This window comes from Sphingopyxis panaciterrulae (assembly GCF_014199295.1).
Lineage (GTDB): Bacteria > Pseudomonadota > Alphaproteobacteria > Sphingomonadales > Sphingomonadaceae > Sphingopyxis > Sphingopyxis panaciterrulae.
Map to the genome: position 1 here is coordinate 213,876 of NZ_JACIJH010000003.1, position 15,558 is coordinate 229,433.

The 15,558-nt window shown below is 69.0% G+C and carries 12 protein-coding genes; 3 read left to right on the forward strand and 9 right to left on the reverse strand.

What is annotated here, in order from left to right; genetic code table 11:
• Positions 1 to 82: 82 nt before the first annotated feature.
• From FHR21_RS07650 to FHR21_RS07670, 5 genes are read right to left on the reverse strand one after another with little or no spacing between them, the layout of a single operon-like run.
• Positions 83 to 625, reverse strand: coding sequence for a DUF1003 domain-containing protein (locus FHR21_RS07650; protein ID WP_184096915.1), 543 nt, complete (start codon positions 623 to 625; stop codon positions 83 to 85).
• Complete coding sequence (locus FHR21_RS07655; protein WP_338113098.1) at positions 622 to 1,326, reverse strand: NnrU family protein; 705 nt, start codon at positions 1,324 to 1,326, stop codon at positions 622 to 624. The genes FHR21_RS07650 and FHR21_RS07655 overlap by 4 nt, the downstream gene beginning before the upstream one ends.
• Positions 1,327 to 1,370: 44 nt before the next feature.
• A complete protein-coding gene (locus FHR21_RS07660; RefSeq protein ID WP_184096917.1) occupies positions 1,371 to 2,672 on the reverse strand; it encodes an amidohydrolase family protein in 1,302 nt (433 codons plus the stop codon).
• A complete protein-coding gene (locus FHR21_RS07665; protein ID WP_184096919.1) occupies positions 2,669 to 4,084 on the reverse strand; it encodes an amidohydrolase in 1,416 nt (471 codons plus the stop codon). Before FHR21_RS07665 ends, FHR21_RS07660 begins: the two co-directional genes overlap by 4 nt.
• A 2-nt stretch (positions 4,085 to 4,086) precedes the next feature.
• On the reverse strand, positions 4,087 to 5,736 hold the full coding sequence (locus tag FHR21_RS07670; protein WP_184096921.1) for a peptide MFS transporter: 1,650 nt from the start codon (positions 5,734 to 5,736) through the stop codon (positions 4,087 to 4,089).
• Between the two features lie 167 nt (positions 5,737 to 5,903).
• Here FHR21_RS07670 and FHR21_RS07675 point away from each other — a divergent pair, with 167 nt between their 5' ends.
• Together FHR21_RS07675 and FHR21_RS07680 are read left to right on the forward strand one after the other, a co-directional pair.
• Positions 5,904 to 6,485: a nitroreductase family protein gene (locus FHR21_RS07675; protein ID WP_184096923.1), complete on the forward strand. Its 582-nt coding sequence runs from the start codon at positions 5,904 to 5,906 to the stop codon at positions 6,483 to 6,485.
• 72 nt (positions 6,486 to 6,557) lie between these two features.
• Positions 6,558 to 6,905, forward strand: coding sequence for a GntR family transcriptional regulator (locus FHR21_RS07680; RefSeq protein WP_184096925.1), 348 nt, complete (start codon positions 6,558 to 6,560; stop codon positions 6,903 to 6,905).
• A 52-nt stretch (positions 6,906 to 6,957) separates the two neighbouring features.
• On the opposite strand, the gene FHR21_RS07685 is transcribed toward FHR21_RS07680, so the two are convergent.
• From FHR21_RS07685 to FHR21_RS07700, 4 genes are read right to left on the reverse strand one after another with little or no spacing between them, the layout of a single operon-like run.
• Positions 6,958 to 8,805, reverse strand: coding sequence for a tetratricopeptide repeat protein (locus FHR21_RS07685; RefSeq protein WP_184096927.1), 1,848 nt, complete (start codon positions 8,803 to 8,805; stop codon positions 6,958 to 6,960).
• On the reverse strand, positions 8,806 to 10,185 hold the full coding sequence (gene prsR / locus FHR21_RS07690; protein ID WP_184096929.1) for a PEP-CTERM-box response regulator transcription factor: 1,380 nt from the start codon (positions 10,183 to 10,185) through the stop codon (positions 8,806 to 8,808). It abuts the gene before it with no gap.
• A 2-nt stretch (positions 10,186 to 10,187) separates the two neighbouring features.
• Entirely contained in the window at positions 10,188 to 12,308 is a 2,121-nt protein-coding gene (gene prsK, locus FHR21_RS07695) for an XrtA/PEP-CTERM system histidine kinase PrsK (RefSeq protein ID WP_338113100.1), read from the reverse strand.
• A 2-nt stretch (positions 12,309 to 12,310) separates the two neighbouring features.
• Positions 12,311 to 13,699, reverse strand: a complete 1,389-nt coding sequence (locus tag FHR21_RS07700; protein ID WP_184096933.1) for a TIGR03013 family XrtA/PEP-CTERM system glycosyltransferase — start codon at positions 13,697 to 13,699, stop codon at positions 12,311 to 12,313.
• Positions 13,700 to 13,901: 202 nt separating this feature from the next.
• Here FHR21_RS07700 and FHR21_RS07705 point away from each other — a divergent pair, with 202 nt between their 5' ends.
• Positions 13,902 to 15,488 (forward strand): MFS transporter, encoded by a 1,587-nt coding sequence (locus FHR21_RS07705; RefSeq protein ID WP_338113101.1) that lies wholly within the window; start codon positions 13,902 to 13,904, stop codon positions 15,486 to 15,488.
• Positions 15,489 to 15,558: the final 70 nt, after the last annotated feature.

Here is a 15,558-nt window from a genome sequence, read left to right on the forward strand (position 1 = left end):
GATCCCGGATCAAGTCCGGGATGACGAAGGGGAATGGATGACCGCTCCCTACCCCCAAACCGCCTCTATGCCGCCATCCCATTCAACCCCTCGCCTCCATCCGCGCGCACAGCGCATCGACCTTCTCCGCCAGCTCGCTGATCCGCATCTGGTCGATCTTTTCATGCAGCCGCATGATTTCCAGCTCGGCGCGCAGGTTGATTTCGTAATCGAGCTTTTCGGTCAGCCGGTCCTTCGCCGCCTGGCGGTTCTGGCTCATCATGATGACCGGCGCCTGGATCGCCGCGAGCATCGACAGCATCAGGTTGAGGAAGATGAAGGGATAGGGGTCGAAGGTCAGCCCCAGATGCTCGAGCGCCTTCGAATTGATGAGCATCCAGGCGAACAGCACGAGCGAAAAGCCGATGATGAAGCCCCACGAACCGCCGACCGCGGCAACCTTGTCGGCCAGGCGCGGGCCGAGGCCGGGCCGCGTCGTCACCTCGTCGTCGCCCGCCGCGTCGCGGCTGGTCGGCGCGCGCTCGGCGATCGCACGGATGACGCGCTGCTCGGCCGCGTCGAGTTCGTCATAGGCGCAGCCGAGCAATCGCAGCGCCAGATCGGACATCTGCTCGTCCTGTTTCATCCGCCGATCCAGCGCCAGATGCCCGCCGCCATAGTGCCCAGCGCGCCGTGCGCCCAGGTGGCGACCAGCCAGAGCACGAGCCCGCCGGCGAGCGCATGGCCGCGCGGGATGGCGTCGCCCCAGGGCGTGATCCCGCTGACCTGCCGCGCAAAGGGTATGAAGCTGGTCCGCGCCGCCCAATGGCGCCAGGCATCGCCCATCAGCCGCGCCTTCTTGGCGTCCTGCCCCGCCGAACCGACGAGCGCGAGGACGGCGATGATGGCCGACAGGACGATTTGCGCCGGCGTCGGCATCGCCAGCGCGTGCGCGAAGGCCCACAGCGCAAAGGCCCACATCATCGGATGGCGGGTGATCGCGAACACCCCGCGCGGCGCGGCCTGCGCGGCAAAGGCGGCGCCGGGCGCGGGCAGCGCCGGGTTGCCGATCAGCGACCCCATGAACAGGATGCTCGCGAACAGCACGATCAGCGAGGCGAGCGCCCACAGCGGGTCGTCGACGACCCACAGCGGCGGCTCGGGCGGCATGCCGCGCCACGCCTGCACGACCAGGATCAGCGTCGCGACCGCGACCACCGAATAGACGATCTGAAAGGCCCGCTCGCCCATCCGGTCGGCCAGCGGCGCACGCAGCGGATGCGAGAGCAGCAGGTGCGACCCGACGAACAGGATACCGGTGACGATCAACAGCGACATGGGTTGCACGGCCCGTCTCCCTTCCTCGGTGCCGCGTCGGTCAGGCGCGGCCTTTACCAATCATAGGCGTTGGGCAGGCTTCCTTCCACCGGATCGGCATAGCGGTCGCGCAGGCGGTCCTGCCGCGTCGTCAGCGACTGGCGCTTGCCGTCGATCCACACGGCGGTCGGTCGGCTGCCGAGTTCGAGCGGATCATGGTCCCAGATCACGACGTCGCCGACACGGCCGGGTTTCAGCGAGCCGATCCGGTCGCCCATCCCGACCGCGCGCGCCGGCGCGCTGCTGATCGCGGCGAAGGCCTGATCCCACGACAGGCCACTGGCGCCCGGGATTTTCGTCAGGCCGACCAGATTGCCCGCATATTGCGTCGCATAGCCCATCTTGTGCGCATCGTCGTCGTCGAAGACTCCGACCGACACGTCGATCCCCGCCGCCGTCATCCGCCCGGCGTTCGACTGGGTCGCGCCGAGCCGTTCGAAACTGCCCGGCAGATCGGTGAGCGGCGACACCAGCACCGGCACCTTCGCCGCCGCGATCTGCGGTGCGACGAGCCAGCCCTCGGTCGCGCCGACGAGCACCAGCTTCAGCGCCGGAAAATCGCGCTTCAGCCCCAGCACGTTCAGGATGTCGGCGGCGCGGTCAACACGCACGAACAGCGGCGTCGCGCCGTCGATCACCCGCACCAGCGCCTCGGCATCGGCGCGCTGGATCATCGCGTCATTGCCCCATTCGGCGAGCGCCGCGGAATTGCGGGCATAGCTGCGCGCCGCCAGCAATTGCTCGCGAAACAGCAGGAAGGTCGCGGCCCGGCTGCCGCCCGCCTTTGCCGCGCCATCCTCCCCGAAGGCGACATATTCCAGCGCGCGCGGCCTGGTCACCATCGCCATGTCGTCGCCCAGGTCGACGACCGCGCCCTGCCCCGCGAACAGATTGCTGCTGCCGCCCGGCGCGACGATCGCGCGCGTGACCCCGGCGGCGCGGTTGACCGCGATCGGCGATCCCATCGGGTTGAGCGCGGGGGCGATGTCGAGCCCCGCCGAAAAGCGCGTGCGCGGCGCCGAGCGGTCGTTGCTGCCGCTCACCGCATCGACCTCGGTCAGCCCGACGCGGCTGAAGGCGGCGACGATACCGGGCGTGACATAGCGGCCCTCGGCATCGACCGTCTCGACGCCCGCCGGCACCGCGATGCGCGCGCCCGCCGCGACGACCTTGCCGCCGCGCACGACCACGGTTCCGCCCTCGATCGGCGCACTGCCGTCGCCGATGACGAGCTTCGCATTGGTGATCGCGATATCCTGCGCGGCCGCGGGCAAGGCGATGAGCGCGGCGGCCGAAAGCATCAGCGCGCGGATCATTTCACATCCCCTTCGCCCGGCTGCCCCAGCTCGAAATCGCTGACCGGACGGCGCTTGCGGTCCAGCGCGTCGAACATCAGCGCGCCGTCGATCCACACCTTTTCGGGCCGCGTATAGGCGCTGAACGGATTGCCGTTCCACAGCACCGCGTCGGCCATCTTGCCCGGCTTCAGACTGCCCGTCCGCTCGGCGATGCCCAGCGCCTTCGCGGGGTTGATCGCCAGCCAGGTCCATGCCTGTTCGTCGCTGATCCGCATCCCCATGCGGCGCCCGGCGGCAAGCGCCTTCGCCGCTTCCTGGTTCAGCCGCTGGATCTGGTTCTCGTCGTCCGAATGGACGATGGTGCAGGCGCCCGCCTGGTTCACCAGCGCGATATTCTCCGGCACCGCGTCATAGGCTTCCATCTTGAAGCCCCACCAGTCGGCCCACATCGCGGCGCAAATCCCTTCCTTCTTCAGCAGATCGGGGATTTTATAGGCCTCGACCGCGTGATGAAAGGCGGTGACCTTGTAACCGAACTCGTGGCTCATATCGATGACCAGCGCCATTTCGTCGGCGCGATAACAGTGATTGTGGACGAGGATGTCGCCCGACAGCACCCCGGCGAGCGTCTCCATCGCCAGGTCGCGGTCGACCGCCTTGCCGCTGTCGAGCTTCTTCTTGTAGGCGACCGCCTTGGCCCAGGTCGCGCGGTCGACGGCGAAATTGCCCATGCGGGTCGAGGGCATCCGGCCCTTGGCGCCATAAACCCGTTTCGGATTCTCGCCGCACGCCATTTTCAGGCCATAGGGCGCACCGGGAAATTTCATCCCCTGTACCGTGCGCGCCGGGACATTCTTGAGCACGACCGAACGGCCGCCGATCAGGTTCGCGCTGCCCGGCAGTATCTGGAGCGTCGTGATGCCGCCGTTGGCGAGCGCGCGGGTGAAGCCGGGGTCCTGCGGCCAGACGCTGTGCTCGACCCATACTTCGGCGGTCGTCGGGCTCGTCGCCTCGTTGCCGTCGTCGTGCGCGGCGACGCTGGGGGTTGGATAGTCGCCCAGATGGCTGTGCACGTCGATGACGCCGGGGGTCAGATATTTGCCCGTGCCGTCGATCACCCGATAGGTTTCGGGAATCGCCAGATCGGGACCGCCGACCCGCTCGACCTTGCCGTCGGCCAGCAGCACCGTGCCCTGCTCGATCCGCCCGCCTTCGCCGTCGAAGACCGTGACGCCGCGCACCGCGGTCGGCGCGGCCGGATAGGCGTGATAGGTCGACGGATAGGGATCGCTGATCGACCGATCGGGTTTCTTGTCCGGCGCGGCCGCGGGTGCGTCCGACGCGGTCTGCGGCGCACGGTCCGACGCCGCGCAGCCCGTCACGGCGAGCAGCGTCGCGGCGAGCAGGCTTCCCCTCACTCCCTTGACCATGCTCAGTTCGCCGGCCGAGGTTCGGGGTGCGTGCCGGCGGCCTCCGCCTCGCCGACCTCGCTCGCGCCGGGGATATCCCCCTCGCGGTCGCGCAGCGTGTCGAGGTGCATCCACCGCTTCACGATCGGCGACAAGGCGAGCACGACGACACTGACGCCCAGCGTGATCCAGCCGATCTCGTTATAGATGGCGAGGGTCGCTTCCTTCGACATCTCGCCGCTCTCGCCCCCGGTCGCCTCGCCGATCTTGCCGGCGACGAAATTGCCGACCGCAGTCATGTAGAACCAGGCGCCCATGATGAGCGACGCGAGATAGGAGGGCGCGAGCCGGTTCATCGCCGACAGGCCGACCGGCGACAGGCAAAGCTCGCCCGTCGTGTGGAGCAGATAGAGCAGGAAAACGAAGATCACCGGGGTCATCACCTCCATCCCGGCGCCCTTCGCGCCCCAGACGAAGACGAGGAAGCCGATCCCGACCTGCGCGAGCGCCAGTGCGAATTTGGCGGGCGCCGACGGCTCCAGCCCGCGCTTGCCCAGCCATTGCCAGAGGCCCGCGATCACCGGCGCGAACAGGATGATATAGATGGGGTTGATCGACTGGAACACCGACGCCGGCACCCCGCCGATATCGACATAACGATCGGTATAGAGGTTGAAGCTGCCGCCCGCCTGTTCGAACAGGCCCCAGAACAGCGGATTCAGGGCGATCAGGAACAGGATGGCGAACATGCGCTCGCGCGGCTCCTTCGGCAGCTTGAAGCTCTCATAAAGGACATAGCCGAGCAGCGCGACGCCGGAGATGATCAGCAGCGTCTGAATCACATCCTGATACTGGACGAGCGCCCACATCACCGCGACCGCGGCGACGCCGGCGCCATAGACCGACATTTCCTTGCCGCGCGACAGCGGCGCGGGGGCCTCGCCCGCGCCGAGCAGCACCTTCTTGCCGAGCACGAAGACGATCAGCCCCGCGACCATGCCGATGCCGGCGAGGCCGAAGCCATAGGACCAGCCAATCCGCTGTCCCAGATAGCCGACGAGGATGGTGCCGAGCGCAGCGCCGACGTTGATGCCCATGTAGAAGATCGTATAGGCCGCGTCGCGGCGCAGGTCGGTCAGCCGATAGAGCTGGCCGACCATCACCGAGATATTGGCTTTCAGAAAGCCCGATCCGACGATGATGAGGGCAAGCGCGAGCCAGAAGATGTTGATCGCGGGATCGGCCTGCTTGGTGGCGGCTTCGGTGATGCCGTGATCGCCCTCGAACGCCATGAACAGATGGCCCAGCGACAGGAGGATGCCGCCGAACAGCACCGCCTTGCGCTGCCCCAGATAGCGGTCGGCCAGATAGCCGCCGAGCACCGGGGTGATATAGACGAGCGCGGTATAGGCGCCATAGATCAGGTTCGATTTGGAGTCCGAGAACAGCCAGTGCTGCGTCAGATAGAAGATCAGCAGCGCGCGCATGCCGTAATAGGAGAAACGCTCCCACATCTCGGCGAAGAAGAGCATGTAGAGGCCCTTGGGATGGCCGGCGAATTCGGGCTTCTTGCTGCCGGCGATCAACGCGCCGACGCTGAGGAAGACGCCCAGGACGACCAGCGCCGCGACGGCGAGCCAGTCTCCTTCATCCCAAAGGCCAATATCTTTCATGCGAGCGTCCCTATTCCCTGATGGCTGTTTCGCGGCTCCCCACCGCGGTTATCCGGCCAACCTAGCGCGAAAATTGCGCAATGGAAGAATCTAATTGCGCGTGAAACCGGTTTGGCCGGCGCCCCGCACTCTTGCGAAAGCTTCGCAAAAGGCCCACATGCCCCGCCATGTTCAACGACATCTCCTCGCTTCGCTCGCACCTCGCCACCCGCCGCTCGGGCAAGGCGCGCGACATGATCGCGCCGGGGCCCGACACCGCCGAATTGCGCGCCATCATCGCGCTCGCGCTGCGCACGCCCGACCATGGCAAGCTCGCGCCGTGGCGCATCGTCACGATCGCCGACGACCAGCGCGAGACCTTTGCCGCGCTCCTCAAGCGCGCCTGGGTCGCCGAGAATCCGGGCGCCGAGGGGAAGGATCTTTCCCCGCTCGATCAGTTCGCGCATCAGGCACCCAGCCTTCTCGTGCTGATCTCCGCGCCCGTCCGGGACAGCAAGATTCCGGTCTGGGAACAGCAGATGTCGGCGGGCGCGCTCGGCATGAACCTGCTCCACGCCGCCCATGCCCACGGCTATGTCGGAAGCTGGCTGACCGGATGGGCAGCCTACAGCCCCGCGGTCGCGGCCGCCTTCGGTGTCGGCGAGGGCGAGACCGTCACCGGCTATTTCTTCTTCGGCACCCCCGGCGACCCGCTCAAGGAACGGCCGCGACCGGATTATGATGCCGTGGTGAGTCAATGGGACATATAATATCGCCCATGAGGGAAAATCGGTAACGATCACCGATTTGACTGTGCTGCTGTCTTATGGCATTAAAGCGGCATGCTCGACCAGACCAAGCCCGTTTACCAGCGCCTGCGCGATGTGATCGCCAACGCCATCCTCGACGGCACCTATCGCGACGGCGACATGCTGCCGTCGGTCCGCGCCCTCGCCGCGGAGGAAGGCGCGAACCCGCTGACCGTCGCCAAGGCCTATCAGACCTTTCAGGACGAGGGGCTGGTCACGGTGAAGCGCGGGGTCGGCATGTTCGTCGCGGCGGGCGCGACCGAGCGGCTGCGCGACCTGATGCGTCAGGATTTCCTGACCAACATCTGGCCCCCCGTCGCGCAGCAGATTCGCCGCATCGGCCTCGACGCGCGCACCTTGCTCGATCTGACCGAGGCGTAACTCTTCATCGTCATTGCGAGCGAAGCGAAGCAATGACGGATAAGGGCAATCCTTACCGCCCGATCTGCGCCGCCTTGTCGCGCAGCGCCTCGGCATTCTTCGCATCGCCCTGCCCGGCCAGCAGTTCGGCATAGAGCAGCATGATCTCCCCGTTCAGCGGCTGCAACCGATAGGCGCGCGCGGCGAGCGGCAGCGCGCGGACGGGATCGCCCTTCGCCATCCAGGCGCGCGCGAGATCGCGCAGCACGACAACGTCGCGGTCGCCGATGCGGCGGCGTACCCGATCCAGATGCGCGATCGCCTGATCCCACCGCTCCATGTCCATCGCCAGCGCCGCGGCAAGCCGGTCGGCGGCAACGCTCGACGGCTGGCTGTCGCGCAGCGCGAGGACGGCGGCGCCCGACCCCGCCGGGTCGCCCGCGCGGAACAGCGCGTTGGCGAGGCGCAGCGCCGGCGCCTCGCCCGCATCGAGGTCGCGCGCCTTGCGATAGGCCGCGACCGCAAGCTCATAGCGCCCGCCCGCCATCGCCGCGTCGCCGAACAGCAGATGCGCGTCGGCGACGCCGGGATTGGCGTCGCGCAGCTTCGTCGCGCGCGCGATGGCGCGGGCGAACCGGTCGTGCGCGATGTCGGCGGAGATCGCCGGGATCGCCTTCGACGGGTCGAGCGGCGCCGCATCGGCCGCCATCGCCACCAGTGTATCGTCCCCGTCGAGCGCGAAAGGCGCCGCCTCGCCGGGTGAAAGCGCCGCCGCGCGCGCCTGGAGCGCCGCCGATTCCTGCATCCGCCCGCGCTCGGCGGCGACGCGCGCGGCGAGCAGCAGCGACCAGCTATCGGCATCGGCGCGCGCGACGATCGGCGCCAGCGCCTCCGCCGCACCCTCGCTGTCGGCATCGGCCCAGTTCGCCGCCGCCAGCAGGCGCCGTGCGGTGAAATTGTGCGGCTGCGCCTCGACCAGCCGTTCCGACCAGCTCGCCGACAGCGCCTGCCCGCCGAGTTCGAGCTCGACGATCGCACTCAGCAGCAGGAAGCCTGGCTCGTCATCCATTTGCCCGCGCGTGCGCTGGAGCAGGCTGCGCGCGAGCGCGAAGCGCCCGGCGCGCGCCGCCAGCACGGCTTGCAGATAATAGAGCCGCGGCTCGCCGGGCACGATCGCCGCCGCCCGGCGCAGCGCGGTCAGCATGTCGCGATAGCGGCCGAGGTCGCCCAGCGTCGCCGCCTGGTCGATCAGCGCCTCGGCATTGCCCGGATCGGCGGCGAGCGCCTTGTCGTACCAATCGAGCGCCGCCGTCAGCCCCTGCTGGTCGCGGATCAGATTGGCCTTGAGCGCGAATGCGGCGCTGTTCGTCGGGTCGAGCTCGATGGCATAGTCGACCGCATCGCGCGCGCCGAGCGTGTCGGCGCTCGCCTCGCGGAACCGCGCGACGTCGACCCACAGCGCCGCCTCGTGCGGCAGTTCGCGCACCGCCCGGTCGAGCGCCGCGCGCGCCGCGCCGAGATCGCCGTCCGCCAGATGCACGTCGGCGGCGACCCACGCCGCCTCGCCCGCCATGTCGGCCGCGATCGGGCCGGCGTCGAGCACCGCGAGCGCCCGCCTCCCGTCATCCTGCATCGCATAGGCGCGCGCGAGCAGCGGACGCAGCACCGCGGCATTGCCGCCTGCTGCCAGCGCCTCCTTCACCGCCGCCTCGGCCGCGACGCCGTCGCCGAGCCGCGTCGCGACGCGCGCCAGCGCCACGCGCTCGACCACCGCCTCCGGATTGTCGGCGATCGCGTCCTCCAGCGCCGCGCGCTGCCGTTCCAGCGCCGCGCGCGCATCGTCGGGCCGCGACCCGCCGCACCCGGCGAGCAACAGCGCCGCGCCCAGCAGCGCGCCGGACCAGAGGCGGCGCTTCGTCATTCAGGCCTGCATCCGATATTGCCTGAGCAGGTCATAGAGCGTCGGCCGGCTGATCCCGAGCAGCTTCGCGGCGGCCGAGATATTGCCCTCGCTCTGCGTCATCGCGCGGCGGATCGCGACGCGATCGGCCGCCTCGCGGGCGCTGCGCAGGTTGAGCCACGCTTCTTCGTCCGCCCCGTCCGCCGCGCCGCCCGCCAGGTCGAGATCGTCCTTCGTCACCAGCTTGCCGTCCGCCATGATGACCGCGCGCTTGACCCGGTTTTCCAGCTCACGGACATTGCCCGGCCAGCGCGCCTCGTCGATCGCCTGCAAGGCATCGGGCGCGAAGCCGCGAACGCCGGGGCTCATCTCGGGCGCATATTGGTGAAGGAAATGGCGCGCGAGCAGCACCGCGTCGCCTGGCCGATCCGCAAGCGCGGGGATCTTCACCACCATTTCGGCCAGCCGATAATAAAGGTCGTCGCGAAAGCTGCCCGCGGCGATCATCGCGTCGAGATCGCGGTGGGTCGCGCAGACGATCCGCGTATCGACCGCGATCGCCTTGCGCCCGCCGATGCGCTCGATCGTCCGTTCCTGAAGGAAACGCAGCAGCTTGACCTGCAAGGGCAGCGGAATGTCGCCGACCTCGTCGAGGAACAGAGTGCCGCCGTGCGCCAGCTCGATCTTGCCCTCGGTCGTCTTGACCGCGCCGGTGAACGCCCCCTTTTCGTGCCCGAACAATTCGCTTTCGAGCAGATTTTCGGGGATGGCGGCGCAGTTGATCGCGACGAAGGCACCGTCGCGCCGCGCGCTCGTCTGATGCAGGCCGCGCGCGAGCAGTTCCTTGCCGGTGCCGCTCGCGCCGAGCAGCATCACCGACACGTCGAGGTTCGCGACGCGCTCGATCGTCCGCGCGACCTTCAGCATCTCGGGCGCGCCGGTCATCATTCCGCCGAGCACGCGATTGTCGCTCGCCCTCGCCTCGGCGAGCCGGGCATTCTCGACCTCCAGATCGCGAACATGAAAGGCGCGGCGGACGATCAGCCCCAGCTCCTCGATATCGATCGGCTTCTGATAGAAATCCCACGCCCCGTCCGCGATCGCCCGCAGCGCGCTGTCGCGCTCGCCATGTCCCGACACGACGATGACCTTGGTGTCGGGCTTCGTCTCCAGGATCGCACGCAGCAGGCGAAACCCTTCGTGCGTCCCGTCGGGGTCGGGCGGCAGACCAAGGTCGAGCGTCACCACCGCCGGCTCCTCGGCGCGCAGCAATTCCATCGCCGCGTCATGGTCGCCGGCGATCAGCACCGTATAATCGTCATAGGCCCATTTGAGCTGCGTCTGCAGCCCCGGGTCATCCTCGACCACCAGCAGAATATGTTGTTCGGTCCCCCCACTCATCGTCAACTCGCTTCCTTCATCACGGCTTCCGCGCTCCGCGCCCCCGCATCGGTATGCGGCAGCCGCAGGGCGAAGCAGCTCCCCTTCCCCGCCTCGCTCGCCACCTCGATCGTTCCACCCATCGCCTGCGCCAGTTGCAGCGCCTCGAAGGCGCCGAGCCCGAAGCCCGCCACCTTGGTCGAGACGAAGGGCTTGAACAGCTCGCGCTGCACGAAATCGCGGGTCATCCCGCGACCTTCGTCGATCACCTCGATCCGCACCTGCCCCGCCTCGCTCGCCGCGACGATCTGGACCGGACGGTCGGGTGGCGATGCGTCGATCGCATTGTCGACCAGATGCCGGACGATCTGGCCGATCGCGGCGGCATCGCCCCAGGCGGCAAGGCCGGTTTCGCATCCGGCGAACACCGCGTGCCGCGGCCGCCTTTCCTCGGCGACGGCGCTGAGCAGCGGCTCGATCAGCACCCGCCCCGCCTCGGCGGCGCGGCCCGGCGCGCGCGGGGACAGGCGGGCGAGCAGGCCGGAGAGGCGGCCCGCCGAGCCTTTCAGCGTCGCGACCATGTCGGCGCGGAATTCGGGCTTGTCGGCGTGACGTTCGGCATTGCGCGCGAGCAGCGAAAGCTGGCTCGCCAGATTCTTGATGTCGTGCATGATGAACGCGAAGCGGCGGTTGAACTCGTCGAAGCGCTGCGCCTCCGACAGCGCCGCCTGGCTCTGCGATTCGGCAAGATAGCTCGCCGCCTGCCGCCCCGCGATGCGCAGCACGTCGAGGTCCTCCCAGTCGAGCGCGCGCGCCGCCGCCGGCCGCTGGAGCACCGCCGCCGCGATCATCCGCTGGAAATGGAGCAGCGGCACGACCACCCAGGCGCGCTCCTCGGCCAGCAGCCAGGCGGGGATCGCCAGATCCTCCGCCATCTGCCCGCCGCCGCGGCGCAATGCGTCGAGATCGACTATATGCTGCGTTTCCTGCAGCATGAAGGCACAGCGCAGCGACAACGCCGCCTCGCCGCCGAACGCCTCCGGATCGAGCGCATCGGGCCATCGCCACGCCTCGGCGATGCGAAAGCCGCCCTGCGCGTCGGGCAGCATCAGCAGCGCGGCGGGACTCCCGGTCAGTTCGGCAAGCGCCTCGGCGGTGCGGCGATGAAGGCTCCCGCCCGTTTCCGTCCCCGTCTCGGCCAGCGTCGCGGTGAAGCGCATCCATTCGGTGCGATAATCATAGCGATGCTCGAAGAAATGTTTGGAGATGGTCACCGACAGCCACGCCCGCGCGCGCGCCGACAGAAAGAGCAGCCCCCCGGCACCGAGCGCGACGCAAAGGAACAACCCCTGCGCCAGCTCGCCATAATCCCCGCCGGCCACCCGCGCGACCGCGCCCGCGAGGCCGATCAGCACCAGATAGGCCGCCGCGCCAAGCAGGACGATCGCCCGCATCGCCGCGGTGCGCGACAGCCGCATCCGCTCGCGCCCGATGTCCATCGCGGCGATCACGAAGGTCGGCAGCAGCAGCAGCGCGACCGCGGGCGACAGCAGCAGCAGCGTCGTCGCGCGCTGCCCGGTCAGCGCGCCGATGAGCTGGACGTTGAGTTCATAGCCCCACAGCATCGCGAAGCCGCCCGCCACCGCGAGCAGCGGCATGCGCAGCCCGGCGCTGCCGTGGCGCACCCCGCTGTCGACGAGCAGCAGGCCGCCCACCGCCGCGATCATCGCGACGAGCGCGAGGCCGGGTGCCATCGCCGGCTGCGCGAGCAGGCTGCCGCTCGCCTGCGCGACGGCCGCGGCGGCGGTCGCGACGACGCAGATGGTGACGAGCAGGCGCCGGATCAGCCGCAGCGGACGCGACATCGGCGCCCGCTCGGTCCAGAAGGTCGCGCCGAGCCAGCCGAGCCACGCGATGTCGCGCAGCATCCGGCCGACCAGCGCCTCGTTCGATCCGGGGCCGAACAGCCAGACCGGCAGGCACCAGAGCGCCGTCGCCGCCGCCGCCGCGATCAGCCAGCGCGGCGCCGGCATCAGCGCCGCCATCCGCCGCCGCGGCCGTGCCAGCAGCCACAGCGTCGCGCCGGCGAAGCCCGCCAGCGCGGCGGCCGCCAACAGGTCCGACAAGGCGGAAAGCGGCCCCACGCTCAGCGCGCGCCCTCGGGCCACAGCACGACGCGCACCGTCTGCAGCAGGATCAGCAGGTCGAGGAAGGGCGAATAATTCTTCGCATAATAAAGATCATATTCCAGCTTCGCACGCGCATCCTCGACCGAGGCGCCATAGGGATAGTTGATCTGCGCCCAGCCGGTCAGCCCCGGCTTCACCATGTGCCGCTCGGCATAAAAGGGCAGCTCGCGCGTCAGTTCCTCGACGAAGCTCGGCCGCTCGGGGCGCGGGCCGACAAAGCTCATCTCGCCCTTCAGCACGCACCAGGTCTGCGGCAACTCGTCGATCCTGAGCTTGCGGATGATGCGGCCGACGCGGGTGATGCGCGGATCATTCTCGCTCGCCCACACCGCCTGGCCCGCGGCCTCCGCGTCGGTCCGCATCGACCGGATCTTGACGATGTCATAGGGTTCGCCGAACAGCCCGACGCGCGGCTGGCGATAGAAGACCGGTCCTTTGCTGTCGAGCTTCACCGCGATACCCGCGACGACCACCAGCGGCAGGCCGACGACCAGCACGATCAGGCTGGCGGCGATGTCGAAGAGGCGCTTGCCCGCCTTCGATATCCGCTGCCCCGCCGAAAAGCCGTCGGAGAAGATCAGCCCGCTCGGGTTGGTCGTCGCCAGGTCGACGCGCCCCGTCTCGCGCTCGAGAAAGCTCGCGATGTCGTTGACATGCACCCCGGTCGTCTTGACGCGCAGCAGGTCGGCGAGCGGCAGTGCGCCGCGCCGGTCCTCGATCGCCAGCACCACCTCGCCCGCGCCCAGCGCGACGGCATGGTCGGCCAGGCTAGCAACGGCGGCGCGCGGCAGCGCCCCCGGCACCGCCGTCTCGCTCGCACGCATGGCGACGAAGCCGACGATGACCAGCCCGCTCCCGGGCTCGGCCGCCAGCGCCGCGAGCCGCGCCGCGCGCGGTCCGGCGCCCAGGACCAGGATACGTCGACGAAAGGCGTCGGCTCCCGCGGTCTGCGTGAGCAGCAGCCGGATCAGAAAGAGCGCCCCGATCGCAAAGAGCATCGCATAGAAGCTGTTCGCACGCCAAAGCGTCGCGGCCGGGAGCAGGAAGCGCAGCACCGAGAGGAAGATGACGCCGAGCGAGATCGCCGCGAGCAGCCGCGCGGTCGCGAAGCCCAGCCAGCGCAGCGCCGCCGTGCCGTACATGCCGACCGCCATCATCGCGAGGCTGTTGGCAAGCGCGAAGGTGAAGAGCGGCAGCCATCGATCGCCGATCGGGCCCGCATCGAAATCGGACAGATGGGCATAAAGATGCCACGCCGCCTCCGCCGAGAGCAGCAAGGCCGCGAACTCGATCAACGCGAGCCAGACGACCGCATATGGGACATAATGTTTGAACAACCGGAACATGGAATGGACGCGCCCTTTCAGGCCGCCGACCCTAGAGCCGAGGCGTGAAGTGTCGGTTAATTTTACACTCACCGTCGGGGACGCAACGCGGCGGACGGCGATAGGGCTGGCCCCGCCGATGCAGACGTATTTGAAGCGGATGCAATTGCAGCGCGCCGATGCTTGTGGAATGAAACCTTCCGGACTGAAGGGGGGGACTCAAGTGACCGTGCAAGCCAGCGCCGCGGGGGGCGAACGCCGCATCTGGGCTTTCGTCGTCGGGGTTATCGCGGTGACCATCGGCGTCCTGCTGCACCTGCCGATGTTCTGGATGGGCCGCGACATGGGCTTTCGCATGGCCGGCATGCCGATGGACAACGGCATGATGGCGGGGATGGGGCTGATCGTCGGCGGCATCGGCCTGTCCGCCTGGGGCCTGCTCCCGCGCAATCTGGCGCAGCACATGGCGGCGTCGGGCGAACTGGTCGTCTCGGCGCCCGAGGATGCGCCCCTGTCGTGGGCGCACTGGCGGTTGATGGCGGTGCTCGTCGTCGCGCTGATCATCGACGTCATGAAGCCGGCGGCGCTCGGCTTCGTCATTCCCGGCATGATCGCCGAATATGGCGTGCCGCGCGAAACCGTCTCGCTCGTTCCCTTCTTCGCGCTGGTCGGCACCGTGTTCGGCTCCTTCCTGTGGGGCGCGGTCGCCGACGCCTATGGGCGCAAGGCGTCGATCCTGCTGTCGGCAGTCATGTTCGTCGGCACCTCGATCTGCGGCGCGATGCCGTCGCTGGCGTGGAACGTCGGCATGTGCTTCCTGATGGGCGCGGCGGCGGGCGGGATGCTGCCCGTCACCTATGCCCTGCTCGCCGAGATGATGCCGAGCCGCCACCGCGGCTGGAGCCTCGTCCTCGTCGGCGGACTCGGCGCGGTCGGCGGCTATGCCGCGGCCAGCCTGATCGCCGCCTGGCTCGAACCGGTGTTCAGTTGGCGTATCCTGTGGCTCGCCAATCTGCCGAGCGGGCTGCTGCTCGTGATGATGGGCGTCTTCATTCCCGAATCGGCGAAATTCCTGATGGCGCGCGGCCGGCGCGAAGAGGCGCAGCGGATCATGGCGCGCTTCGGATCGGGCATCCGCCGGGTCGCGCACGGCGCATCGGGCGCCGCGCGCGCCGCCGCCGCGCCGCTCACCGGGCGCGCGGTCGCTGGCAAGCTCGCGGCCCTCAGCCTGACCGCGCTGTGCTGGGGCTTCGTCAATTTCGGGCTGCTGCTGTGGCTGCCGGTCGAACTGGTCGCGCGCGGCTACAGCATGGAGGTGTCGAGCCGCCTGCTCGCCGCCTCGGCGCTGATCGCGCTGCCCACCGTCTTCCTCGTCGCCTGGATCTACAGCGCGTGGAGCACCAAGAAATCGGTGCTCGCGGCGATCGCGGTCACGCTGCTCGGTCTCGGCGGGGTGCTGTGGCTGGCGCTGGCGCGGGGGGCCAGCCCGGTGCTGCCCGTCGCGCTGCTGATCGTCGGCAGCAACGGCATCATCGCGATGATCCTGCCCTATGCCGCCGAAAGCTTCGCGCTGCGCATCCGCGGCCGCGCGACCGGCTGGGTCGCCGCATGCAGCAAGCTGGGCGGCGTGCTCGCGCAGGCGCTCGCCATCCTCGCGATCGTTCCGACGCTGGCGGTCAGCACGCTGATGATCGCGGTGCCGACCGCCCTCGCCTTCCTCCTCGTCGCCCGCTTCGGCCGCGAAACCCGCGGCACCGACCTGCGCGACCTCGACCCCGAAGGCCATGTGTTCGACAAGGCGGGGCTGTGAAGCGGGCGCTCCGCCACCCATGATTTGACAGCCGCCGCCGCAATCGGCACCTTGTCCGCTCCACCCACAG

What these genes read in the sequence shown, in the direction of transcription:
- FHR21_RS07650 (WP_184096915.1), bottom strand. Translation starts at nt 625, where the DNA reads ATGAAACAGGACGAGCAGATGTCCGATCTGGCGCTGCGATTGCTCGGC.
- FHR21_RS07660 (WP_184096917.1), bottom strand. Translation starts at nt 2,672, where the DNA reads ATGATCCGCGCGCTGATGCTTTCGGCCGCCGCGCTCATCGCCTTGCCC.
- FHR21_RS07665 (WP_184096919.1), bottom strand. Translation starts at nt 4,084, where the DNA reads ATGGTCAAGGGAGTGAGGGGAAGCCTGCTCGCCGCGACGCTGCTCGCC.
- FHR21_RS07670 (WP_184096921.1), bottom strand. Translation starts at nt 5,736, where the DNA reads ATGAAAGATATTGGCCTTTGGGATGAAGGAGACTGGCTCGCCGTCGCG.
- FHR21_RS07675 (WP_184096923.1), top strand. Translation starts at nt 5,904, where the DNA reads ATGTTCAACGACATCTCCTCGCTTCGCTCGCACCTCGCCACCCGCCGC.
- FHR21_RS07680 (WP_184096925.1), top strand. Translation starts at nt 6,558, where the DNA reads ATGCTCGACCAGACCAAGCCCGTTTACCAGCGCCTGCGCGATGTGATC.
- FHR21_RS07685 (WP_184096927.1), bottom strand. Translation starts at nt 8,805, where the DNA reads ATGACGAAGCGCCGCCTCTGGTCCGGCGCGCTGCTGGGCGCGGCGCTG.
- prsR (WP_184096929.1), bottom strand. Translation starts at nt 10,185, where the DNA reads ATGAGTGGGGGGACCGAACAACATATTCTGCTGGTGGTCGAGGATGAC.
- FHR21_RS07700 (WP_184096933.1), bottom strand. Translation starts at nt 13,699, where the DNA reads ATGTTCCGGTTGTTCAAACATTATGTCCCATATGCGGTCGTCTGGCTC.